Here is a 25,715-nt window from a genome sequence, read left to right on the forward strand (position 1 = left end):
TGTTTAGATTATCATAATCAAGCAAATAATGCAAGACTAAAAATACATTTTCTTTATTATTTATTAATATCCAGAAGCCCTGGTAAGATATGGACTGTTATAGTCTTCTTATCAAGGTCATGATCTAATATACACTGGTCAATAACCGGTATTAAATAGCTTTCGCCATTATCTGCCTCTACTTCATATACATTGTTAGCGCCTGTCTCTAATACATCTTTTAGTACGCCCAAATGCTTTCCTTCATCTGTTATAACATCAAGTCCGATAAGATCGCATATAAAATACTCTCCCGGCTCAAGTTTAACAGCATCTTCTCTTGAAACGAGCAAGTCACATTTTGTGTATTTCTCTATATCATTGATGTCATCAAACTCTTTAAACTTAAGTATTACGAACTGCTTAAAGAATTTAACTGAAGATACAGTGACAGCTACCTGTTCTCTTTTTCCATCGATAACACATTTCTTAAGTTTTTTAAAACGAAGAGGATCATCTGTTGTAGGAAAGACCTTAACTTCACCTCTGATTCCGTGGGTCGATGTAATGACCCCTACTCTTAACATATCTTCCACTTAAATTCTCCATTCTGGCATAAATGTATATATAAATAACAAAACAGACAGCCCCGAAAGGCTGCCTTAGACAGTAGTGTTTGCTTAATTATCTATTTCAACAATCACTTTCTTGTCGCTCTTAGAAGCTGCAGCTGAAACAACTGCTCTTATTGACTTGGCAATTCTACCAGACTTGCCGATAACCTTGCCCATATCCGAAGGAGCAACCTTAAGATTGACTACAAGAGCCTTATCTTTTTCAGTTTCTGTTACTACAACCTCATCCGGATTATCAACTAGTGCCTTAGCGATAATTTCCACTAATTCTTTCATAGCCAATTACACCTCCACTAGTCTTATTTTTCGATACCAGCCATCTTGAAAAGCTTTCCAACAACCTCTGTAGGCTGAGCTCCGTTTGATAACCACTTCTTAGCAGCCTCAGCATCAATATTGAGCTTGCAAGGATCGTAATTAGGATCATAAGTACCGATTTCATCGATGAATCTACCATTTCTTGGAGATCTTGAGTCTGCTACGATAATTCTATAGAAAGGATTTTTCTTCTCACCTAATCTCTTTAATCTAATCTTTACTGCCATTACATTCACCTCCTGTATTATTCTTAAAAATTAATCTATGTTAAAAAGGTAACTTGAAACGTCCCTTTTTAGCACCTTTCATCATTCCCGGCATCTGCTTCATCATCTTCTTCATCTGTTCAAACTGCTTTACAAGTCTGTTAACATCAGCAATATCAACACCTGCACCTCTTGCAATTCTGTTCTTCCTTGAAGGATTAAGTATGTCCGGATTACTTCTTTCTGCCTTAGTCATTGAATATATGATAGATTCGGTTCTTCTCATATTCTTCTCTGCTTCATCATCATCGATTGAAACATTCTTCATCTGACCCGACAGTCCTGGCATCATGCTCATAATTGAACTGATACCACCCATATTCTTAATCTGTCCCATATACTCAAGAAAGTCATTAAAATCAAATTCTGCTTTCTTAAGCTTTTCTTCCATAGCTTTTGCTTTATCAGCATCAAGCTGTGCTTCAGCCTTCTCAATAAGGGTAAGGACATCTCCCATACCAAGTATTCTTGATGCCATACGGTCTGGATAAAACTGTTCAAGATCTGAAAGCTTTTCCCCCATACCAACATAAAGAATTGGCTTTCCGGTAACTGCCTTAATTGAAAGTGCAGCACCACCTCTTGTATCACCATCTAACTTAGTAAGGATAACTCCGTCAATGCCAACCTTCTCGTTAAATGATGAAGCAACATTAACAGCATCCTGACCTGTCATGGAGTCAACTACAAGAATTGTCTGGTCAACTGATACATTAGCTTTAATGTCTATAAGCTCATTCATCATGTCTTCATCAACATGAAGTCGTCCTGCTGTATCAAGAATAACTGTATTAAAATCATTATTCTTAGCATGGGCTATAGCAGCTTTGGCAATATCAACAGGCTTCTGGTTAGTTCCCATAGAGAATACTTCAACGCCCTGTTTATTACCATTAATAGTAAGCTGTTCAATGGCTGCTGGTCTGTATACATCACAGGCAACTAAAAGAGGTTTTCTTCCCTTCGCCTTGAATTTACCAGCAAGCTTTGCTGTAGTAGTTGTCTTACCAGCACCCTGAAGACCTGCCATCATGATAACAGTAATCTCAGAGCCAGGTTTCAAGGCAATCTCAGTTGTCTCAGATCCCATAAGAGATACCATCTCTTCATTAACAATCTTGATAACCATCTGACCAGGTGTAAGACTTGACATAACATCCTGACCAATTGCTCTTTCTTCTACAGACTTGATAAACTGCTTAACCACCTTAAAGTTAACATCAGCTTCAAGCAGGGCAAGCTTAACTTCCTTAAGAGCAGCCTTAACATCAGCTTCTGATAAACGGCCCTTACCACGAAGATTCTTAAAAATATTCTGCAATTTCTCTGATAAACTATCGAATGCCATAATATCTCTCCTTAAAATTCTTCAAGAATCTCATTGGATAACTTCTTGATTTCATGAATATCAGATATATCCTGACTTTCCATGTAATCATCAACTAAAGAATCAATCTTAGATACCTTGTCCTTGGTTTCAAGGAACTTCTGTATAAGATGAAGCTTAGCTTCGTATCCATCAAGTGTCTTCGTAACTCTCTTAATCAGATCATGTACTCCCTGTCTTGATATACCATATTCATCGGCAATCTCACTGAGAGATAAATCATTGTAGATAGCATCTTCATATATCTTCTTCTGATGGTCGTTAAGTAACTCTCCATAAAAATCATATAAAAGATTCTGTTCAACAATTCTTTCCATAATACCTGCCACAAACTTAAATATCATATAAGCCATGATTGACTCATAAGCCTTGAGTATAATATCAGATATCAAAAAAAGTGTCAAGCATTTTTACTTGACACTTTTGAAAAATTTATTAAATCAGCTTTCAAGCCTCTTTTCACGTTCATTAGGAGGATATTCCATTTCATATTCTTCGCTTAAATTCTCCATTCCGTTAATCTTCAGTCTCTTAAACACCCATTTCTTAATAAGATGATATATAACTGCAAATATAGGAACTCCTAAAAGCATCCCTGCAAATCCCCATATATCACCAAAGAGGAGTATTGCAAACAATACCCAGAAACTTGAGATTCCTGTAGTATTACCAAGAATTTTAGGCCCGATAATATTACCGTCAATCTGCTGTAATATAAAATTAAATATTACAAAGAACAGGCACTGTGCAGGATTGACAATAAGACATAATAAAGCTCCAATAAACCATGCTATGTACCAGCCAAAGAAAGGAATAACATTAAATATTCCAACAATGAATGCAATAAGAATCTCACTCATCATCTCTTTGCCAGGATTACATATTGTAAATATCTTAAGTGATATAAAACATATAAGTGCTATTACAAAGGCATCAAGGATTTTGCCATTAACAAAGCCGCTGAACACCTTATCAGTATACTTAATCTCTTCCATAACGCTGGCAGCACGTTCTTTCTTGAATATACTATAGACAACCATCTCTCCCTGCTTTGCAAGCTTTTTTCTTGCTGTAAGAAGATACGCTGCAACAATAAATCCGATAAGAACATTAAAAAGTACAACAATAATATTAACTACACCAGTTGAAACACCGGTAGCAATTCCCTGTGCATATCCAAGAAACTCGTTACCAAGCCAGTCATTAATAAATGTATATGTTTTATCAATAATATTCTCTGAATATTTCATAAGAGTTTCATTCTCGTTAAGAAACTTCTGTACAAAATCAATAACTTTATTGACATTATCAGGAATAATCTGGATAAGACGTACAACACTGTTTACAAGATTAGGAATAATAACAATAATCATAAAATATATGAACAGAATTGCTATAAGAAGCCCTGTAAACACACTAAGATTATTGGACAGGCTTTTCTTTTTTTTCTCATTCTTAATAAACTTAAATACCTTATTATATATATTATCGAAGAAATTACATATTGGACATATTACATATGCTAATGCCCCGCCAATTATAAAAGGCATAAGAGTTCTGCATATATGCGAAAATGCTTTGTGGATGGCATCAATTCTGAATAATGCAAAAAAAAGCAATAGGGACAGCGCAGCTGCCCCAAATAATGCCATTGTAACTCCTGCATATCTTTTGAAAGAATATTTCTTCATAGATTTCCCTCTGCTGAAGATAGTGATTAAATGTTTACTTTAACAATTCTAGGTCTTAAACCTGCTGCTTCAAGCTTGTCAACAATCTCATCCTTGTGTTCATGTCCGAAAGCTTCAATTGTAATTCTAAGCTCAACAGTTGCTTTTCTGTTAATGCTTACGAACTGGTTATGTTCAAGCTTGATTACATTACCGTTAGCTTCTGCAATAATAGAAGCAACTCTTACAAGTTCACCCGGCTTATCTGGAAGAAGTACAGAAACAGTGAAGATTCTGCTTCTCTGTACAAGTCCCTGCTGAACAACAGATGACATTGTAATAACATCCATATTACCACCAGAAAGAATTGAAACAATCTTCTTATCCTTAACATCAAGCTGCTTTAATGCTGCAACTGTAAGAAGACCTGAATTCTCAACAATCATCTTATGATTCTCTACCATATCAAGGAATGCAACTATTAAATCTTCATCAGGAACTGTAATAATATCATCAAGATTCTTCTGAAGATATGGGAATAACTTGCTTCCTGGAGTCTTAACAGCTGTACCGTCTGCAATTGTACTTACAGTAGGAAGAGTTACAACCTTTCCAGCCTTAAGAGATTCCTGAAGACAGTTAGCACCGGAAGGCTCAACACCAATAACCTTGATATTAGGATTAAGGAGTTTTGCAAGTGTAGATACACCTGTTGCAAGTCCGCCACCACCAATAGGAACAAGAATATAATCAACAGTTGGAAGCTCTTTAATAATCTCCATTGCGATAGAACCCTGACCTGTTGCAACATCTAAATCATCAAATGGGTGAACAAATGTAAGTCCTTTCTCCTTGGCAAGCTTCATTGCATATTCACATGCTTCATCATAAACATTACCGTAAAGAATAACCTCTGCACCGTATCCCTTAGTTCTGTTTACCTTGATAAGTGGTGTTGTTGTAGGCATAACTACTGTTGCCTTAACCCCATATTTCTTAGCTGCAAATGCAACACCCTGTGCATGATTTCCGGCAGAAGCTGTAATAAGTCCCTTCTGTCTTGCTTCCTCTGACATCGTACTAATCTTGTAATATGCACCTCTTACCTTATAAGCACCTGTGTACTGCATATTCTCTGGCTTAAGGTATACTCTGTTACCAGTCTGGCTGCTGAAATACTCACTATATACCAGATTAGTAGGAAGTGTTGCTTCCTTAACCTTCTCGGCAGCTTCCTCGAAACTTTTCAATGTTAATTCTTCCATTACACTTAATCTCCCATCTTAATTTATTAACTTATCTATCTTCATCAGAGCCGTTATCTACATCGAATAATGCATTAACAAATGTGTCTGAATCAAACTTCTGTAAATCTTCGACTTTCTCACCAACTCCAATATATTTAACAGGAATACCAAATTCTGCCTGTATAGCAACGGCAATTCCCCCTTTGGCAGTTCCATCCATCTTAGTAAGAATAATACCTGTGATATTAGTTACATCATTAAACTCTCTAAGCTGAGAAAGGGCGTTCTGACCAGTTGTTGCGTCAAGAACGATAAGATTTTCCCTGTATGCATCAGAATACTCTCTTTCTATAACTCTGTCAATCTTACGAAGCTCTTCCATAAGATTCTTCTTATTCTGAAGACGTCCAGCTGTATCACATAAAAGAACATCTGCCTTTCTTGCTTTACATGCAGCGATTGAATCATATATAACGGCAGCTGGATCAGAACCCTCACTCTGTGCAATAATATCAGCACCAGTTCTGTTAGACCATTCTGTAAGCTGCTCTATAGCCGCAGCTCTGAAAGTATCGGCTGCAGCCATAATAACCTTCTTGTTTTGTGCTTTAAGAAGACCGGCAAGTTTGCCTACAGATGTAGTTTTTCCTACACCATTAACGCCGATAAGCATAACAATGGATTTGCGATTCTCAAATTCATATGCATTTTCGCCGAGATTCATCTTTTCCTTAATGCTGTCAATAAGAAGCTGCTTGCAGTCAGCAGGATTCTTAATCTTATTTTCTTTAACCTTATTCTTAAGGTCGTCAAGAATCTCTTCAGTTGCAACAACACCTATATCACCCATAATAAGGGTTTCTTCAAGCTCATCATAGAAATCGTCATCAATTGACGAAAATCCTGAGAAAACAGAATCAATTCCGGAAACAATATTATCTCTTGTCTTGGTTAAACCTTCTTTTAATTTACTGAAAAATCCCATATTTACTCCTTCTTCTTGTCAAGGTCATTAGCTATAAGGTCTACAGAAACAAGTGCAGATACACCCTTCTCCTGCATAGTTATACCATAGAGTCTGTCAGCTGCAGCCATTGTTCCTCGTCTGTGAGTGATAACAATAAACTGTGTATGCTTTGTAAGCTTGTGAAGATAATTAGCATATCTTCCTACATTAGAATCATCAAGTGCGGCCTCAATTTCATCAAGCAGACAGAATGGTGAAGGTTTAAGGTTCTGAATAGCAAAAAGAAGTGCGATTGCAGTAAGTGCCTTTTCACCACCGGATAACTGCATCATGTTCTGTAGCTTCTTTCCTGGCGGCTGTGAAATAATAACAATTCCTGCCTCAAGAATATCTTCACCTTCAACAAGTTCTATTGTGCCTCGTCCGCCACCGAACAATTCCTTGAATACCTTGTCGAATTCAACCTTAATTTCTTCAAACTTCTCTTTAAACTGAATTCTCATACCATTATCAAGCTCATCAATAACCAGTACCAGAGCCTCTTCAGCCTTAATCATATCATCATGCTGTGTCTTTAAGAAGTTGTATCGTTCGCTTACTTCCTTATATTCTTCAATAGCATTGACATTAACAACACCAAGCTTTTTAATATTGGCTTTCAGAATGTTAATCTGCTTCTTAATATCAGATATATCAGTAAGCTCTTCACTTCTTAATTCAGCAGCATAGCTGTATGTAAGCTCATATTCATTCCACATGTAATCTACTATAGAGTCATTCTCTTCTTCTAACTTTTCCTGCTGGTTATGCAGACGCATACTTTCTTTTTCAAGAAGAACAATCTGTTCATTAATCTTTTCACGTTTATCAAAGAATGTCTTATGGCTTGCATTAATAATATCTCTATCCTTGCGGAGAGCTGTAATCTTAGTATTGCAGTCTTCTATCTGATTCTTCGCTTTATGAATATCACTTCTTAACTTTTCAATCTGTGCATTCTTATCTTCAACTTCTGATGATAAAGATTCTTTTCTCTGTCTTATATCAGCTTCTTCTGATTCAAGAGCAGCAATTTCAGAATTGATTCTTATAATATTTTCCTGAATAAATGCTGTCTTCTGCTCTACCGAACTGAATCTTATCTTAAGATTCTCAATATCATCATTAGCCTTATCAAGTTCAGCCTTCTTTGCTTCAAGCTGTTTGTTAAGATTCTCAATTTCTTTTCTTGAGCTTTCATTCTGTATATCAAGCGCACTTAAGCTTCCGCTTACCTGATTCTTATTCTCATCAATCTCCTTAATCTGTCTGTCAATCTCAGTAGTTTCAGCCTTATCTTTATCATATATAATTCTGATTTCAGATAACTTCTGCTTTGCCTGATTAAGATTCATCTGCTCTGTGTTAACAGCTAAAGACACCTCTCTGTTAGCTTTGTTATCTGCGTCAATAAGCTCTCTTATAGACGCTATCTTAGCTCTGTTATCTGCAATCTTAGTTTTAAGCTCAGTTGATGATTTACTGAGTTCTGACACAGATTTCTTAAGTTCTTCAATCTCTCTTCTTCTACCAAGAAGATTACTTGAATTCTTAAATGCACCACCGGTCATTGAACCGCCCGGATTGAGCTGTTCACCCTCAAGAGTTACAATTCTTAAGCTATACTTGTATTTCTTGGCAATAAGGAGCGCATTATCAATATTATCAACAACAAGAATTCTGCCAAGAAGATACTTAGCTAAGTTCTCATATTCAAAAGAAACTCTTACAAGATTGCTTGCAATTCCTATAACACCATTTTCTTTAATACATGGCTCTTTCTCAAGAGTATTTCTTCCTGATATTGCATTAAGTGGTAAAAATGTAGCTCGTCCAAGCTTATTCTGCTTAAGATATGCAATCAGCTCCTTAGCAGTAGATTCCTTATCAGTAACAATATTCTGTATTGTTCCGCCTAATGCTGTCTCAATAGCTGTTTCATACTTTCTTTCAACCTTTACAATATCTGCAATAACACCAAGAATTCCGGAATTGCTGTCCTTTAATTCCATAATCTTACGGATACTGTTGCCATAACCGTCATATCTTTCAGTAATGTTAATGAGAGATTCAAGCCTTGATTTTTCTCTGTGATAATTCTGTACAATCTTATCGTGCTGTGCATTAAGGTCAGCATTTTCATTCTTAATTGCTGTTACCTTATCATTATTGGTTGCAATTCTTTCAGCTATTTCCAAAGCATTTTTTTGTGCAGCTTCTAATCTTGCACCGATATCATTAATCTTAATGTTCTGTTCAGCTTCATCACTCTTATCTTTAATAAGATGACTGTTAAGCTCAGCTTTTCTTATATTAAGCTGCTCAAGCATGGTTGCAAACTTCTGATTCTCAGCATTAATAGAAGACTTGGCATTAAGTCTGTCATAGATATCATTCTGACGGCTTTCAATCTGATCTGACACTCCGTCAATATCCTGCTTTATAACATCAGCAGCATTCTGTTTTGCTTTAAGATTATTCTCGAACTCTTCTACAGATGTTGAAAGTTCTTCAAGCTGTTTCTTAAAATCAGCTACATTGGTCTGCTTTGCAGCTTTATCTTTATCAATAGCTGTAATTCTATCACTGTAATGCTTTTCGTTATCAGTGAATCTGTTAATCTGCTCTGTGATAACATTAATCTCACCATTAAGTCTCTGGCTTTCAAGCTCAGTGTTTGACAAAAGTGAATTAACATTCTCAATGTCGGAATTCACCTTAGAAAGCTGTTCCTCAGCTTCTTCATATTCAGCCTTGGTACTCTCATACTCAGCTCTTGAATTGGAAAGGTCTTCATCAGCAATGCCAATCTTTCCTATCAGTTCTTCAAGATCTTTGCTTATCCTGTCTGATTCCAAAAGAAATGCATTAACATCATATTTCTTTAAATCAGCTTTATATTCAAGATATTCCTTGGCCTTTTCAGACTGGACCTGTAATGGTCCGACCTGTTTTTCAAGCTCTGATAAAATATCATTAACACGGACAAGATTAGCCCGCTCATTTTCAAGTTTCTTGATTGCAGTAGCTTTTCTTCTCTTGAACTTAACAATTCCAGCGGCTTCATCAAAAAGCTCTCGCCTTTCATCAGGCTTTCCAGAAAGAATCTTATCAATCTGTCCCTGTCCGATAATAGAATATCCTTCCTTACCAATACCGGTATCATAAAACATTTCTGTTACATCTTTTAATCGGCATGAGTTACCATTGATAAGATATTCACTCTCACCTGAACGGTATACTCTTCTTGATACTGTAACTTCATCGTAATCAACCGGAAGTGCATGGTCGCTGTTATCAAGTGTTATAGATACAAATGCGAAACCAACCGGCTTTCTGTTCTCAGTTCCTGCAAATATAACATCTTCCATCTTAGAACCACGAAGCTGCTTGGCACTCTGTTCGCCTAAAACCCAGCGCACAGCATCGGCGACATTACTTTTACCTGAACCATTAGGTCCTACAATACCTGTAATACCATTATGAAAGTCAAATACTATCTTATTAGCAAATGACTTAAATCCCTGTACTTCTATACTTTTTAAATACATAACCCCTCACTTATTATTTCTTATCAGAGTTGATATCGTAGCCTTTATTCTTAAGCTCGATAAGTGCAGCATATGCCGCATTCTGAGATGCTGATTTCTTAGTATGGCCTGTTCCTTTAATATTAAAAAGCCCGTCAACTACAGCAGCTACAACGAATTGTTTGTTATGTTCAGGACCTTCTTCACCGATGAATTCATAATCAACTTCTTTTCCAAGTCCCTGAATAACTTCCTGTAATATAGTCTTGCTATCAAAAAAGAGTTTCTTATTGTCAAGGTCATTAAGAATGAACTTATTAACAAATTCTTTTGCATTAGCAAAACCACCATCAAGATAGATGGCTCCTATAACAGCTTCACAGGCATCTGATACGATAGAATCCCTGCTTCTTCCTCCGGTAAGCTCTTCTCCTTTACCGAGTCTTATAAATGTATCAAGCTTAATAGCTCTTGCACATAAAGCAAGTGTAGGCTCACATACAATGCTGGCACGAAGTCTTGTCATCTTTCCTTCAGCCATCTCAGCGTGATTCTTATATATATAATCACTTGATGAAAGTTCAAGAACAGCATCACCTAAAAATTCCATTCTTTCATTATCACAGCAATTTCCTTTTTTCTGCTCATTGGCATAAGAACTGTGAGTAAGAGCAACTTCAAGTAGACTTATATCTTTGAAATCATAACCAATAGTCTGCATAAACACAGATAAATTTTTATTATGCATAATACACCTTTCTGCGAACTTTTGAAAACAAGAGCATAAGGAACAAATTATGCAAGAATATTTGCTCCTTATGCTCTTAGTTTTCATCACAATCTGTATGGTTTATTTATTAGTTGCGTTCTGAATCTGAACAACCGCATCATTAACTGTTACAATTGATTCAGCTGCATCATCAGGAATCTGGATATCGAATTCATCTTCAATTCCCATGATAATCTGAAATACATCTAATGAATCTGCTCCAAGATCATCAACAAATGTTGTCTCTGGAGTAATCTTTGATTTATCAATGTTAAGTACATCTGCAATAATATTCTGTAACTTCTCGAATTCCATAATATCTATCCTTTCAATCTTTAATTATGCTGCTCTGGAATCTGACTGAGCGCCTCAATAATTTTATCATTTATATTCATTTTTGTAAATGTTACACACTGAATTAATGAATTCTTAACCTCTTTAGCTTTAGCATTTCCATGAGTCTTGACAACAAGACCGTTAAGACCGATAAGAGGAGCGCCACCGTGTTCTGAAGCATCCATTGACTTAAGCTGTGTCTTTAATGACTTCTTGATAAGAAGTGCGCCAATCTTAGTCTTTAATGATGAAATCATAACGCCCTTAATCTTTCCAAGTATCATCTTGGCTTCTCCTTCGTAAAGCTTTAAGATACAGTTTCCAACAAATGCATCGCATACAATGATATCTGCATAGCTGTTAGGAATCTCTCTTGCTTCAATACTTCCTATAAAATTAATGTTAGGACACTCTTTAAGCATTGGATATGTTTCTTTGACAAGTGAATTACCCTTTTCTTCCTCAAGTCCGACATTGACAATTGCAACTCTTGGATTCTTAATTCCAACAACATTCTCCATGTATATAGAACCCATAACAGCCCACTGTACAAGCATAGTTGCTCTTGCATCTACATTAGCACCACTGTCAACAAGCAGTGAAACACCATCCTTAGTAGGGATAAGTGCTGCCATTGGTGGTCTGTCAACTCCGCGGAGTCTTCCAACTATAGTCTGACCACCAACAAGGATTGCTCCTGAGCTTCCGGCAGATACGAATGCATCAGCTTCTTTATTCTTAACCATATACATTGCTTTAACAAGAGATGACTCTTTCTTTCTTCTTATAGCCATAACAGGAGGTTCACCTGTTTCAATTACATCATCAGCATTAACAATCTCTATTCTTGATGAATCATACTGCTGTCCGTTAAGACATTCTTTAATCTTATCTTCCTTACCTACAAGATATACAAAGCAGTCCTTATCAGCAGCAACAGCCTGTACTGCTCCTTTGACAATCTCTGCTGGTGCATTATCTCCACCCATAGCGTCAAGTGCGATTTTTACCATAAATTAAACTCCATTTCATATTAATCATTAAAATACTATTGTAAAATATACTACGAATATCAAATTAACGCAACCTTAAGCATTTTTAAATAAATCATTAAGATATTCAGTAATCTGAACTCTGATATCATCATAATCAGACGGATGCATCATATAACCATATGCAACGATAGAATCCTTGTCATAATATATATTAAGATTAAACCACCACGCAACATCAGAAGTTATTGAATCATCTGTTTTATTATAATCTTTATAAGTGACTATATTAGTTTCATGCAAAAGATAATAGAAAAATCCATTGGCATTATTATCAGATATCACTTTTGTTCCATTTACATGGGCATTCTGTCCGCTGACAGACAGTTGCCAGCTTCCATCCGCATTCTGCTTAAGATTATAACTTAAAGATAACACATTATCAGCATAATCATTGTATGTAAAACTAAGACCTTTGCCATAAGCATCATCTATCTGTGCCTGAGTCTCCTGAGTTTCTGTTGAATCTACAGTTGTACTTTTTGCACCGCACCCCTGTAATGGGATAATACATAATTCTAATATAAACATAAATGCGAGTATTTTATTCACTTTCATAATCAAAAGCCTTCCCTTTATCAAAATCCCACATATTATAACACATTTCTTTATAAAACAAAACAAGCTGCCCCAATGGGACAGCCTGTTAAAATACATTTTAATAAACAATTAGTCAACAGAGATGATTTCTTTCTTGTTATAAGAACCACAAGACTTGCATACTCTATGAGGCATCATTAAAGCGCCACACTTTGAGCACTTTACAAGATTTGGAGCAGCCATCTTCCAGTTTGCTCTTCTCTTATCTCTTCTTGCCTTTGAAGATTTATTCTTTGGACAAATTGACATATGTTACACCTCCTTAAAATTCTTTAAAATATCTTTGAAAACAGACATTCTTGGATCCAGGGACTCTCGGTCACAGCCACACTCTGAAACATTCAGGTTGTGTCCGCATATAGAACATAGCCCCTTGCAATCAGGGGTACATAATGTCTTACCCGGCATGGATATAAGTATTTCGCCGAAAACTAATCTGTCCACGTCGAGTTCGTATCCACCAATATAGTCTTTTTCTTCCTTTGCTTCTTCTCCGGCAGCATTGTCTGAGAAATCAACGATTTCATTAACACTGTACTCTACTTTCGTAGGAACAGACTCTAAACATCTGTCACATGGAATATCAAGAACAACAAAGCTCTCAGCTTTAATCTCAAGCTTATTCTTAGCAATTCTGGTAATGCAAAGTTCAAACTCTGGCTTCTCAAGTATACTATACTTAGCGATTCCAGTGTCAAAGCTATCTGATTCAATTGAAACCTTTTCTATTCTTTCATCCTGTGAACCGGATAAAAGCTCTCTTAAATCAATTAGCATAATTGTCTCCAATTCATACTATTATGCATAGGAAAAGCATGCGCTAATCCACACCTTGTCAATTATACGCATGCTCCCTGTCTTTGTCAACAACAAATTCACTTAAATTCAATATTTTTCGCGAATATGTCAATTATTTTACTAATGCTAATGTTTCTCTTGCGATTGCAAGCTCTTCATTAGTAGGAATTACGCAAAGCTTAACCTTAGATTCTGGTGTAGAGATAATTCCTTCTACTCCACAAGCCTTCTCGCTTGCAGCTTCATCAAGTTCAACACCAAGGTATCCAAGATATTTAGCTACCATTGGACGAAGCCATGCAGCATTCTCACCAACACCAGCTGTAAATGTAATGGCATCAACACCGTTCATAGCTGCTGTATAAGCACCAATATACTTAGCTACTCTGTAAGCATAAGCTTCAAGTGTAACCTTAGCAATTTCGTTACCGTCGTTAGCTGCAGCATTAAGATCTCTGAAATCACTTGAGATTCCGCCTGACATACCAAGTACACCAGACTTCTTGTTAAGGATATTGAGCATCTCGCTTATTGTAAGGTTCTCATGGTTGCATAAGAACTCTAAGATAGCCGGATCAAGGTCACCAGAACGTGTTCCCATGATAAGTCCTTCAAGTGGAGTAAGACCCATAGAAGTATCTACACACTTACCACCAACAGAAGCTGAGATTGAAGCACCGTTACCAAGGTGGCATACGATAACCTTAGCTGTCTTAGGATCAAGGTTAGCAAACTTGATTGTCTCTTTAGAAACAAAGCTGTGGCTTGTTCCGTGGAAACCATATCTTCTTACGCCGTACTTCTCATAGTATTCACGAGGAATAGCATAGAGATAAGCCTTTGGCTCCATTGTTCCACCAAATGCTGTATCCCATACAGCTACATTTGGCTTGCCTGGCATAGCTGCCTCAACGGCTTCAATACCGATAAGGTTAGCTGGGTTATGTAAAGGACCAAGGTCGAAGCACTCTCTTACAACCTTCTTAACATCCTCTGTTACAAGACAAGACTCGATATACTTCTCACCTGCGTGAAGTACTCTGTGTCCTACTGCTGCAATCTCATCTGTAGACTTGATTACGCCATGCTCAGCATCCTGAAGAGCATCAAGTACAAGCTTAACTGCGATATTGTGATCCTTCATAGGAGTCTCAACAACATACTTATCCTTTCCAGTTGGCTTATGTGTAAGAACAGAACCTTCAATACCGATTCTCTCTACAAGACCTTTTGCGATTACGCTCTCATCATCCATGTTAATAAGCTGATACTTAAGAGATGAGCTTCCACAGTTTAATACTAAAATATTCATTACAAAAATTCTCCTTAAAAATGTTAATTATGCATTCTGAGCCTGAACTGCTGTCATAGCTACTACACCAACGATATCGTCAGCAAAGCATCCTCTTGAAAGATCGTTAACCGGCATAGAAAGTCCCTGAAGAACAGGACCATAAGCTCCAGCCTTAGCAAGTCTCTGAACAAGCTTATAACCAATGTTACCAGCTTCAAGGTTAGGGAATACAAGTGTATTAGCCTTACCAGCTACTGGGCTCTCAGGTGCCTTAAGTGCAGCAACTTCTGGAACTAAAGCAGCATCTAACTGAAGCTCACCATCAACAGTGATATCTGGGTACTTTTCTTTTGCAATCTTAACAGCATCAGCAACCATAGTTACTCTGTCATGCTTAGCACTTCCGTATGAAGAGAAGCTAAGCATAGCAACCTTAGCGTCCTTTCCTACAAAGCTCTTGAATGAATCTGAAGAAAGCTTAGCAACCTCAGCAAGCTTCTCTGAATCATAATCTGGGCTTACAGCACAGTCAGCGAATACAAAAAGACCGTTCTCACCGAATTCACAGTCTGGAACTTCCATAAGGAAGAAACCTGAAACTGAGCTGATACCTGGCTTAGTCTTTAATAACTGAAGAGCTGGACGGATTGTGTTACCTGTTGAGTGGCATGCACCAGATACTGCTCCATCAGCATCTCCACATTTACACATAAGGCATGCATAGTACATGTAATCCTTCTCCATCTGTTCCTTAGCCATCTCAGGTGTAACACCCTTCTTGCTTCTTAACTCAACGAATTTATCAATATACTTCTGCTTATTAGGATCGTTAAATGGATCTACGATTGTGGCGCCAGAAATGTCATAGCCCTTACCATACTTCTCGATCTCTTCAGGAGTACCAATGATAACTAAATTAGCAATGCCTTCCTTTAAAATCTTCTCAGCAGCTTCATAAGTTCTCTTATCCATAGACTCTGGTAATACGATAGTCTTCTTGTCTGCCTTTGCTCTTTCTTTAATTGTGTCAATAAATGCCATGATTAATGACTCCTCCTTATAAAAAAGTAAATTTTCAGTAAAAATACTGAACTCTGACAAAAATTATATACCAATTTTTAGTCGAAAACAAGGTCGTCTGGCACTTAAAAATGTTTTAAAAACGATACATTGACTAAATTCAGCAATATTTTTGACATAAATGTACGATTTCAGTAAAATATAATAAAAACATAAAGGAGACACTACATGAAAGCATGCGGAATTGTTGCAGAATATAACCCATTACACACAGGACATGTATATCAGATGAATAAAACAAGACAGATTTCGCAGGCTGACTGTATTATCGTTGTTATGAGCGGCAATTTTGTGCAGCGTGGTGAACCGGCAGTAATTGATAAGTATGCAAGAACAAGTGCTGCATTAAAAGCTGGTGCTGATATCGTTGTTGAACTACCTGTATACTACGCATTATCAAGTGCAGAGAATTTTGCTAAAGGTGCAGTTCTTACACTTAATGAAATGAAAGCCGCTTCAATCTGTTTTGGTGCTGAAACTGATAATGCAGATTGTCTGGCAAAGATAAGCCGTACTATAATATCAGAATCGCCTGAATATAAGGCAATTCTTAACAAAGCTCTTGCAGAGGGGCTCTCATACCCTGCGGCAAGACAGACTGCTCTTCTGGAATATCTGCCTGAATGTAAGGACATAATTACAGGTTCTAATAACATTCTTGCAATTGAATATATAAAAGCAATTCTTTACAACAACCTTAACATGACATATTATCCAGTGCTTCGTGAAGGTGCTGGCTACAATGACGACTCAGATACCGCTGAATATGCAAGTGCATTTGGAATAAGAAAAATGCTTATGTCAGATGAACATGACAAATTAAAAACATACCTTACTGCCGGTATGTATGAAGAAATCAGCAATTCAAAGAGTTGTCCTTTATTTCCTGATGATTTCAGTAATATATTTAATCATAAAATGTTATTTATTAAGCAGATATGTAACATTAATAATACAGACTTTGCTGAAAAGCTTGCTGAATATGAAGATATCAGTCCGGACATCGCAAACAGATTTGTAGCTGCATTTACAGGAAGAGACAATATCACAGAATTTGCAATGAAAGTTAAATCAAAAAATATAGTATATTCAAGAATATGCCGCTGTATCATGCATATAATTCTTGAAATAAGGAAATCAATGTCCGATTCATACAATAATATACCATATATAAGATTACTGGGATTTAATAAAACCGGACAACAGTATCTTGGAAGCATCAAGAAAGAACTTGATGTGCCTTTCATTACCAAGGCTGCTGATTATAAAAAAGAACTTATATTTGACTTTGCATGTTCTGACATATATGCACAGGCTGTATATGAAAAGTATGGGTATGTAATGAAGAATGAATTACAACAGAATATAATAAGAATATAAAAAAACACTGGCTGAACCAATCATATGATTCATCCGGTGTTTTTTTCTTAATTCTTAATTAGTTCTTAAAGCTGTGGATTGGTGCAGGAATTCTTCCTACTCTGTTCACGAATGCAGAACAGTCAAATTTATTAACAGGCATAATAGGTGCATAACCTAAGAGTCCGCCAAATTCTACTGTCTCTCCAACGCCCTTTCCTACAACAGGAATAACTCTTACAGCTGTTGTCTTCTGGTTTACCATGCCAATAGCTGCTTCATCAGCAATAATCCCTGAAATTGTTGTTGCAGGTGTGTCACCTGGAATAGCTATCATATCAAGACCAACTGAGCATACACATGTCATGGCTTCAAGCTTTTCAATTGTAAGTGAACCTTCATTAACCGCGTCAATCATTCCCTGATCCTCTGATACAGGGATGAATGCTCCACTAAGTCCGCCTACATAAGAAGATGCCATAACACCGCCCTTCTTAACCTGATCATTAAGCATTGCAAGTGCAGCTGTAGTACCAGGTGCTCCGGCTCTCTCAAGTCCGATTTCTTCAAGAATCTCTGCTACTGAATCTCCAACAGCAGGAGTTGGTGCAAGTGAAAGGTCAATAATACCAAAAGGTACACCGAGTCTCTTAGAAGCCTCCTGTGCAACAAGCTGTCCAACTCTTGTAATCTTAAATGCTGTCTTCTTGATAGTTTCGCAAAGAACCTCAAAACTCTTTCCTCTTACACTCTCAAGTGCGTATTTAACAACACCAGGACCGCTGACACCAACATTTATAATTGCATCATCTTCTGTAACACCGTGGAATGCACCAGCCATGAAAGGATTATCATCAGGGGCATTACATAACACAACAAGCTTGGCACATCCTAAAGAATCTTTATCCTTAGTAAGTTCTGCTGTCTCTTTAACTATCTCGCCCATAAGTCTTACTGCATCCATGTTAATACCAGTCTTTGTTGAACCGACATTAACAGAACTGCATATAAGCTCTGTCTGTGCAAGTGCCTGTGGAATTGATCTTATTAAAAGTTCATCACTCTTAGTCATACCTTTTGATACAACTGCTGAATAACCACCAATGAAATTAACACCAACAGTATGAGCCGCTTTATCAAGAGTTTTCGCAATAGTAACATAATCCTCAGGTGTCTTACATGCAGAAGAACCAACAAGAGAAATAGGTGTAATTGATATTCTCTTATTAACAATAGGAACACCGAATTCTTTTGCAATCTCTTCTCCGGTTGAAACTAAATCCTTAGCAAGAGTTGTGATTTTGTTATATATTTTCTCATTAACCTCAGCTAAATCAGGACCAGCACAGTCAAGAAGATTAATACCCATAGTAATAGTTCTTACATCAAGGTTCTCTTTCTCGACCATTTTGTTAGTCTCTGTAACTTCCATAATATTAATCATAGTATTTAAGTCTCCTCACTTTCTTAGATACGGTGCATCATGTCAAATATTTCTTCACGCTGGCATTTAATTACAACACCAATATCTTCGCCAAGCTTATTAAGATCTTCATTAACATTGTCAAAATTCTTTATAGAACCAGACATATCAACAATCATCATCATATTAAAATATCCTGAAACAATAGTCTGTGAGATATCAAGGATATTAACCTTTGTATCAGCAAGATAAGTACATACTCTGGCAATAATACCAACAGTATCTTTTCCTACAACAGTAATTACACATTTTTTCATAGCTTTCCTCTTTCTGCACCTTGTAAGCGCCTGTTATATTTCGCAAATACCTGATAAAACATCACGCTTTGCAACCTCTATATCAAAATCCGAAGATTTGAATGAGTTATCTGACATATCAATTTCTAACTTCACCGTCTCATAAGCAAGTTTATCATAGTTATTCTCTTTGCTTAAATGACCAAGATATATTTTCTTAAGCTTATCATGAAGCAGGGAATTGACAAGCTGTCCAGATGTCTCATTAGAGAGATGTCCTTTATTACCTAATATTCTTTTCTTAAGATAAAAAGGATAAGGACCAACCTGTAACATATTGATATCATGATTAGCCTCAACAAGCATAATATCAGATTCTGTCAGATTATCAACCACATAATCATCAAAATACCCTAAATCAGTTACAACCGATGCTTTTTTTATGCCATCTGCACATTTTTGAGTAAATGTATACGCAACCGGTTCGTTAGCATCATGTGATATACGGAATGGATGGACTGTTACATCTCCAATTGAAATATCTTCATCCGCATTTATCTTATTAAATATTCCATCTGGAATATTACCAAGTGATGAAATCTGTTCAATTCCATCTATTGTACCAGAAGTTGAATAGATTGGGATTCCATCTTTTCTTGATATAACACCAAGCCCTTTTGTATGGTCAATATGTTCATGTGTTACAAATATTGCATCAATATCTTTAAGGCTTAAACCTGCCGTATTAAGTCCTTCTTCAATTCTCTTTCTGCTTATTCCAGCATCAAAAAGAACATGTGTGTCCTCTGTACCAAGATAAATACAGTTACCACTGCTTCCACTGGCAATCGGCATCATTCTCATAATTATTTATCCTCCCAGCGAAGCTCTATAACATCACCATCATTAAGTGGCGATGAATAATCAGCATCATTTCCGTTATGTAAGAATACAAGATTTCCCCTTACCATTGTAAGATCAAATGGATAGAACTGGAACAGGTCAACAACTATATAATTAGTTTTGCCTGATAAAACAACTCTCTGTCCATTAACTATAATAGTTATATTAACCGGCTGTTTAACCGGTTCTTCTGATGAACTATCATCAACTTCTTCTGCTTCCTGCAGCTTTTCTGATGCCATAATGTTCTCATTATATTCCTCTAATGAAGATGTTCTTACCGTAAAGTTCTCATATACTTTAGTATTCTTATCTGCTGGTTCATTATTAACAGTTACATTAAGTGTCTTATAATCCAAGTCAAGAAACTCAAAAAGCTGTGCAACAGTATAGAAATTCTCCATACGGATTTTATCGCCATCATTAATATCATAGAACTCTGACTTTAACTCTCCATTGACATATGCAAATCTTGGGCAGACGATAGTTTTATCATTTACTATAAATGTTATCTGGGAATTAAACTCTTCAAGCTGTCCTATTGTTATGCTTGCCGGTTCTCCTACTGTAGATTCTGTTACAACTATTATATCATTCTGTTCTATCGGAGTATGAAGATTAGCCGGTCTTCCATTAAGCGTAACAACTGCACCTTCCCCGGCACTTCCCCTTACAAGTCTTGACTTTCCATTAACAGTAAAGTTAATCTCTGCTCCTCTTCTTGGGAAAAGCTTTTCATTAGGGAAGCCAATCTGCATAACAGCATCTACAACTGTAAGATTACTTGTATCATAGAGCTTTATTCGTTCTTTATTAACAGTAACAAATACAAAATTGTTCTTTTGCGTATAATAATTAGTGCATATACCGACAGGAGTTACATATAATGAATCCTTCTTGAAATTGTCAACCTGAAAATCAACTGATGTAAGTACTTCTTCACCTCTTACTGCTACTCTCTGGTGCGGTATTCCAAGACAATCAGCCACTCTTTCTGTATAACCTGGTATCTTGCCACCACCTCCGACAACAAACACAGCATTTACAGGCTTACCGCCATTAAGCTCAATAATCTTTTCTGCAACATCCTTTGCCATCGCATCCACAACATCAGCTGCTGCATTTCTTATTTCAAGTGCATCTACCTTCTGCGTGATACCCATTATATCTTTAAATGTTACAAGCCCTTTTTTCTTAGAGCTTGCAGACATTTTAATCTTTTCAGCAGTATTAAAATCAACAAGGTAAGTTTTTGCGATGCACTCTGTTATCTCATCACCTGCGCAAGGTATCATGCCGTATGCAATTATACAGCCATCCTTTGTAAGACAGATATCTGATGTTCCTGCACCTACATCTACAAGCCCTATGTTAAGAAGCCTGTACTGCTCAGGAATTGCTATATTCATGGCTGCTATAGGCTCTAATGTAAGACTTTCAACATTAAGTCCGGCATATTCAACAGCCTCATAAAGTCCATCAACTACCTCTTCCGGCAAAAATGTAGCAATAAGTTCAACTGAAATCTTAGAAGCCTTATGCCCCTCAAGATTATTAATATCATAGCCGTTAAGCTGATATCTTATAGGGGTGTTTCCGACACAATAAAATCTTGCTTTATCTTCTTTTTCGTTAATCTTATTATGTGCATTCTCAACCGCCAGAAGATTAAGTGAATAGATATGTTCCTGCGTAACCCGTGTTTCCTCTTCAAATTCATACTCAGCAGACGAATTAATAGTTTTAAGAACTCGTCCAGCAGCAGCTATGCATACTTCTGAAAGTTCCCTTCCAAGCTGGTTTTCAAGAGAATTCTTAACTTTTCTGATTGTATCGCCAACTTTATAGATATCATGAATCTGACCATCAAGCATTGCTCTGGTCTCATGCTTCTGCTCAGCCATTGCAATAACCTTAAAACGGTTTCTTTCCATGTATCCAACAACACCGACAATACTTCTTGTTCCTATATCAAGACCAAAAACAAGGGTCTCTTTTCTTGACTGTGTATTATCCATACCCTACCTCTAGAATAAACAAATTATGTATAAATGTATCATATTCCAAGCATAATCTCAAGCTGGGCGCGTGTTTTTTCTATATCTGCGCCATTATCAATCACTTTATCTGCATGCTTTCTGAACTCAGCATCAGATAGCTGGCTTTTAAATATGTCTGATATCTTTTCATCAGAATAGCCTCTTGAAGCAGCAAGTCTTTTTCTTCTCTCATCTTCCGAAACATATATATACCATATCTCATCCATGAATATATCATAGTGATCTTCAATAAGCAGTGCTGCCTCAACAAAACAGTAATCAACATCACCTGCTATCTTATGATTATTAATCTGATTAATAATCTCTTGTTTTACAAGAGGATGAATTATGCTGTTAAGAACGATTCTCTTATTAGGGTTCTTAAATATAATATCTGCGAGAAGAGGTCTGTTTATCTCTCCATTCTCTCCTACAATCTGCTCCCCGAATATATCAACGACCTTTTTAAATCCAATATTGCCTGATTGGTATATATTTCTTGCAACAAGGTCTGCCTGTATAATGTCGCAGGAACACATTTCTTTAAGGAGTGCAAGAACAGAAGATTTTCCTGCTCCTACACCACCTGTGATTCCAATAACTTTCATCAGTGTGCCTCCAGCCAGTCTTTTCCTTCCTTTAAATCTACCTCAAGAGGTACCTTAAGGCTTACTGCATTCTTCATTCCATCAAGCATAATCTGCTTTACAGTATCAACCTCATCCTCTGCCGTCTCAACAAGAAGCTCATCATGAACCTGCAATATGAGTCTTGACCTGAGATTATGCTCCTTAAGTGCATTATATACATTAATCATTGCCAGCTTGATAATATCGGCTGCAGTTCCCTGAATTGGTGCATTCATGGCAACTCTCTCTCCAAAAGAACGCTGCATGAAATTAGAAGATTTAATCTCAGGAATTTCTCTTCTTCTGTTATACATTGTAAGTGAATATCCTTTTTCTTTGGCATCACTTACGAGTCCGTCTATAAATGTCTTGATAGTCGGATAGCTTGCAAAATATCTTTCAATATATTCTTTAGCTTCTTTCCTTGAAATACTAAGATCCTGGCTTAATCCAAACGAACTCATTCCATAGATAATGCCGAAATTAACTGCCTTGGCATTTCTTCTCTGTTCATCAGTAACCTCTTCGAGCGGTACGCCAAAGACTTGTGCCGCCGTTGCTCTGTGGATATCTGCTGATGAATTATACGCCTCAATGAGCTTCTCATCCCCTGACATATGAGCAAGTATTCTTAACTCTATCTGAGAGTAATCGGCATCCAAAAATACAAAGCCATCCTTTGGAACAAATACCTTTCTTATAGCCTTACCCATCTCCATTCTTATAGGAATATTCTGAAGATTAGGCTCTGTACTGCTTATTCTTCCAGTTGCAGTTATTGTCTGGTTAAATGTACCATGAATCCTTCCATCTTCTGATATATACTGTGTAAGTCCGTCAGCATAAGTTGATTTAAGCTTTGCTAATTGTCTGTATTCAAGAATCTTACTTACAACCGGATAATCAGGTGCAAGCTTTTCAAGTACGTCTGCAGCTGTTGAATAACCACTCTTTGTCTTCTTTCCGTTAGGCATTCCAAGCCTTTCAAAAAGTATAACACCAAGCTGCTTTGGTGAATTGATATTGAACTCTTCGCCTGCTGCTTCATATATCTCTTTCTCAAGGACTGAAATCTTAGTTCCAAGTACCTTTGAATAATCTACAAGTGCCTGTTTATCAACACTTATGCCCTGTTGCTGCATTTCAAAAAGAACAAATATAAGAGGCATTTCTATAGTTTCAAACAGCTCATACATATTCTCACTCTTTAACTGTTCTGTAATTTTATCAGCACATTTGTAATAAGCATATGATGAAAGACATGCATACTTAATAAGATTGTCTTCCGCTTCATTTACTGCCTTATTAATTGACAATTTACCCAGAAGTTCTGTTTTTGAAGGATATGTTAATGATAAAAACTCTCTTCCAAGACTTTCATAATCATAACTTTCGTTACTTGGATGAAGCAGATATGCCGCAATTGCAGTATCAATAAATGCTTTTTCTGAAACAAGCGGATAGCCATTTATCTTGTCTTTTTCAAATATATCAAGATAATCTTTAATATTGGCAGATGCTATATTTCTGTTAGAAGCCACGCTTACAACATCTGACAGACGGTCTGCAAGATAACTCTCTGTAACAAAACCCGATACCGGGATATAATATATTTCTGTATCTGAAAGTGTTATTCCAACTGCAATCAGTTCATTTTCTCTTACAATAGAAAGTCCGATTTTTTCAATCCCACCTGCTATATCCACCGCTTTGTTAAATACATTTTCAACATCAGCAAAATCAGATATCTTCTTGAAATATTCATAACATTCAGGGTCTTTAGCAATTATATCTGTATTCTCAAACTTCTTTAGCATATTTTTAAAATTATACTTTTTAAAAAGTTCATATGAATTCTCATTAAAGAAATCACCTGCTTTAGAATCTTCAACTTTATAATCAATCGGAACATCGATTTTAATCTCTGACAAGAATCTGCTCATCTTAATCTGCTCGACATTCTCAGTTATTGATATTTTTGCTTTAGGCGGCTTCAACTCGCAAAGATGTTCAAAAACATTATCAAGACTATGATATTTCTGAATAATAGCCGACGCTGTCTTAGGTCCTACTCCCGGTGCTCCCGGTATATTATCAGATGTATCGCCCATAAGTGCTTTAACATCTATAAATTCATGAGGAGTAACTCCATACAGATTAAATACATCTGATGGATAATAATCTTCAACCTCTGTTACGCCTTTCTTTGTCTTCGGTATTCTTATCTTAATATGCTCATCTGCAAGCTGAAGTAAATCTCTGTCACCTGAAACAATTGATACATCTATTCCTTTCGCAGCACTTTCCTTCGCAATTGTACCTAGAATATCATCAGCTTCGTATCCCTCCTGCTCGACAACTGTAATATTCATTGCTTTAAGCAGCTCCTTCATAAGAGGAACCTGCTGCTTTAGTTCTGGCTGCATAGGCTTTCTTGTTCCTTTATATCCATCAAACACCTTATGTCTGAATGTCGGTGCAGATAAATCAAATGCAACCGTAATATAGTCAGGCTTTTCTTCATCAAGAAATTTAAATAAAATATTAAGAAAGCCATACATTGCATTGGTATGTATGCCTTCTGCATTAGTAAGGTCAGGAACTCCGTAAAATGCCCTATTTAATATGCTGTGTCCATCTATTAATATAAGTTTTTCACTCATAACAATCTCCCATCTTTAAAAGAATTTAATAATGATAAGAAGCAAGGCTGTAAGAATCATAACTGTAGAAACAAAAATATATCTTACTCTGGTAAAATGAGTCCACTGTCTTAAAAATAAACATTTATCTTCACTATCTTTTAATTTCTGTTCAACCAGCCCTGTAAAATCAAATGCATCTAAGTACTGACTATATCTGCAATTCTTAATTTCCTTTTCATTATCATCATCTAATCCATATGAAATTATATAATATATCTCCATCTCTTCACGACAGTCTGCACATTTAAGAATATGATTGGTAAATGCTTCTTCATCTTTAAGTGACAGATTTCCATGTTCAAAGCTTTCTATCCTGCTCTGGATTTCCTTACAGTTATCCATAAACGCCTCCATAAAAGGATTATAATACAATAATAAAATAATATTCGAAATT

Annotated in this window: 25 protein-coding genes; 1 reads left to right on the plus strand and 24 read right to left on the minus strand. The window is 36.5% G+C overall.

Annotated elements, in window-relative coordinates:
* Positions 1-56 precede the first annotated feature (56 nt).
* From rimM to pta, 17 genes are all read right to left on the minus strand, one after another.
* Positions 57-575 (minus strand): ribosome maturation factor RimM, encoded by a 519-nt coding sequence (gene rimM / locus EUBELI_RS05070; protein WP_012739286.1) that lies wholly within the window; start codon positions 573-575, stop codon positions 57-59.
* 84 nt (positions 576-659) lie between these two features.
* The gene (locus EUBELI_RS05075) at positions 660-890 is read right to left on the minus strand and encodes a KH domain-containing protein (protein WP_012739287.1); all 231 of its coding nucleotides are present in this window, start codon (positions 888-890) and stop codon (positions 660-662) included.
* 23 nt (positions 891-913) lie between these two features.
* Positions 914-1,159, minus strand: a complete 246-nt coding sequence (gene rpsP / locus EUBELI_RS05080; protein WP_012739288.1) for a 30S ribosomal protein S16 — start codon at positions 1,157-1,159, stop codon at positions 914-916.
* A 40-nt stretch (positions 1,160-1,199) separates the two neighbouring features.
* Positions 1,200-2,546, minus strand: coding sequence for a signal recognition particle protein (ffh, locus tag EUBELI_RS05085; protein WP_012739289.1), 1,347 nt, complete (start codon positions 2,544-2,546; stop codon positions 1,200-1,202).
* A gap of 11 nt (positions 2,547-2,557) precedes the next feature.
* Positions 2,558-2,902, minus strand: a complete 345-nt coding sequence (gene ylxM, locus EUBELI_RS05090; RefSeq protein WP_181990434.1) for a YlxM family DNA-binding protein — start codon at positions 2,900-2,902, stop codon at positions 2,558-2,560.
* A 123-nt stretch (positions 2,903-3,025) separates the two neighbouring features.
* The gene (locus EUBELI_RS05095; protein WP_012739291.1) at positions 3,026-4,276 is read right to left on the minus strand and encodes an AI-2E family transporter; all 1,251 of its coding nucleotides are present in this window, start codon (positions 4,274-4,276) and stop codon (positions 3,026-3,028) included.
* A 26-nt stretch (positions 4,277-4,302) separates the two neighbouring features.
* Positions 4,303-5,520, minus strand: a complete 1,218-nt coding sequence (ilvA, locus tag EUBELI_RS05100) for a threonine ammonia-lyase (RefSeq protein WP_012739292.1) — start codon at positions 5,518-5,520, stop codon at positions 4,303-4,305.
* A gap of 31 nt (positions 5,521-5,551) precedes the next feature.
* Entirely contained in the window at positions 5,552-6,487 is a 936-nt protein-coding gene (gene ftsY, locus EUBELI_RS05105; protein ID WP_012739293.1) for a signal recognition particle-docking protein FtsY, read from the minus strand.
* 2 nt (positions 6,488-6,489) lie between these two features.
* On the minus strand, positions 6,490-10,059 hold the full coding sequence (gene smc, locus EUBELI_RS05110) for a chromosome segregation protein SMC (protein ID WP_012739294.1): 3,570 nt from the start codon (positions 10,057-10,059) through the stop codon (positions 6,490-6,492).
* A 13-nt stretch (positions 10,060-10,072) separates the two neighbouring features.
* Complete coding sequence (rnc, locus tag EUBELI_RS05115) at positions 10,073-10,786, minus strand: ribonuclease III (RefSeq protein WP_012739295.1); 714 nt, start codon at positions 10,784-10,786, stop codon at positions 10,073-10,075.
* 102 nt (positions 10,787-10,888) lie between these two features.
* On the minus strand, positions 10,889-11,122 hold the full coding sequence (gene acpP, locus EUBELI_RS05120; RefSeq protein WP_012739296.1) for an acyl carrier protein: 234 nt from the start codon (positions 11,120-11,122) through the stop codon (positions 10,889-10,891).
* 20 nt (positions 11,123-11,142) lie between these two features.
* On the minus strand, positions 11,143-12,156 hold the full coding sequence (plsX, locus tag EUBELI_RS05125; protein ID WP_012739297.1) for a phosphate acyltransferase PlsX: 1,014 nt from the start codon (positions 12,154-12,156) through the stop codon (positions 11,143-11,145).
* Between the two features lie 75 nt (positions 12,157-12,231).
* Positions 12,232-12,753: a hypothetical protein gene (locus EUBELI_RS05130; protein ID WP_012739298.1), complete on the minus strand. Its 522-nt coding sequence runs from the start codon at positions 12,751-12,753 to the stop codon at positions 12,232-12,234.
* Positions 12,754-12,864: 111 nt separating this feature from the next.
* Positions 12,865-13,044, minus strand: a complete 180-nt coding sequence (rpmF, locus tag EUBELI_RS05135) for a 50S ribosomal protein L32 (protein WP_022098626.1) — start codon at positions 13,042-13,044, stop codon at positions 12,865-12,867.
* A 3-nt stretch (positions 13,045-13,047) separates the two neighbouring features.
* Complete coding sequence (locus tag EUBELI_RS05140) at positions 13,048-13,572, minus strand: YceD family protein (protein WP_012739299.1); 525 nt, start codon at positions 13,570-13,572, stop codon at positions 13,048-13,050.
* Between the two features lie 133 nt (positions 13,573-13,705).
* Positions 13,706-14,905 carry an acetate/propionate family kinase gene (locus EUBELI_RS05145; RefSeq protein ID WP_022098628.1) on the minus strand — a complete coding sequence of 400 codons (1,200 nt, stop codon included), beginning with the start codon at positions 14,903-14,905 and terminating at the stop codon, positions 13,706-13,708.
* Positions 14,906-14,932: 27 nt separating this feature from the next.
* Entirely contained in the window at positions 14,933-15,928 is a 996-nt protein-coding gene (gene pta / locus EUBELI_RS05150) for a phosphate acetyltransferase (protein WP_012739301.1), read from the minus strand.
* A gap of 207 nt (positions 15,929-16,135) precedes the next feature.
* Between pta and EUBELI_RS05155 the strand changes: the two genes are divergently transcribed.
* A complete protein-coding gene (locus EUBELI_RS05155; protein ID WP_012739302.1) occupies positions 16,136-17,347 on the plus strand; it encodes a nucleotidyltransferase in 1,212 nt (403 codons plus the stop codon).
* A 58-nt stretch (positions 17,348-17,405) separates the two neighbouring features.
* Here EUBELI_RS05155 and EUBELI_RS05160 read toward each other — a convergent pair whose 3' ends face one another.
* The 7 genes from EUBELI_RS05160 to EUBELI_RS05190 are packed head-to-tail and all read right to left on the minus strand — an operon-like array spanning position 17,406 to position 25,663.
* Positions 17,406-18,770 carry a PFL family protein gene (locus EUBELI_RS05160; RefSeq protein ID WP_012739303.1) on the minus strand — a complete coding sequence of 455 codons (1,365 nt, stop codon included), beginning with the start codon at positions 18,768-18,770 and terminating at the stop codon, positions 17,406-17,408.
* Between the two features lie 23 nt (positions 18,771-18,793).
* Complete coding sequence (locus EUBELI_RS05165; protein WP_012739304.1) at positions 18,794-19,066, minus strand: ACT domain-containing protein; 273 nt, start codon at positions 19,064-19,066, stop codon at positions 18,794-18,796.
* 33 nt (positions 19,067-19,099) lie between these two features.
* Complete coding sequence (locus EUBELI_RS05170) at positions 19,100-19,909, minus strand: MBL fold metallo-hydrolase (protein ID WP_012739305.1); 810 nt, start codon at positions 19,907-19,909, stop codon at positions 19,100-19,102.
* Positions 19,910-19,911: 2 nt separating this feature from the next.
* A complete protein-coding gene (locus EUBELI_RS05175) occupies positions 19,912-21,966 on the minus strand; it encodes a cell division FtsA domain-containing protein (protein WP_012739306.1) in 2,055 nt (684 codons plus the stop codon).
* 38 nt (positions 21,967-22,004) lie between these two features.
* Positions 22,005-22,595, minus strand: a complete 591-nt coding sequence (gene coaE / locus EUBELI_RS05180; protein WP_012739307.1) for a dephospho-CoA kinase — start codon at positions 22,593-22,595, stop codon at positions 22,005-22,007.
* Positions 22,595-25,279 (minus strand): DNA polymerase I, encoded by a 2,685-nt coding sequence (polA, locus tag EUBELI_RS05185; protein WP_012739308.1) that lies wholly within the window; start codon positions 25,277-25,279, stop codon positions 22,595-22,597. The genes coaE and polA overlap by 1 nt, the downstream gene beginning before the upstream one ends.
* A gap of 15 nt (positions 25,280-25,294) precedes the next feature.
* Positions 25,295-25,663, minus strand: coding sequence for a zf-HC2 domain-containing protein (locus EUBELI_RS05190; protein WP_041688094.1), 369 nt, complete (start codon positions 25,661-25,663; stop codon positions 25,295-25,297).
* Between the last annotated feature and the right edge of the window lie 52 nt (positions 25,664-25,715).

Source organism: [Eubacterium] eligens ATCC 27750, from assembly GCF_000146185.1.
Taxonomy (GTDB): Bacteria; Bacillota; Clostridia; order Lachnospirales; family Lachnospiraceae; genus Lachnospira; species Lachnospira eligens.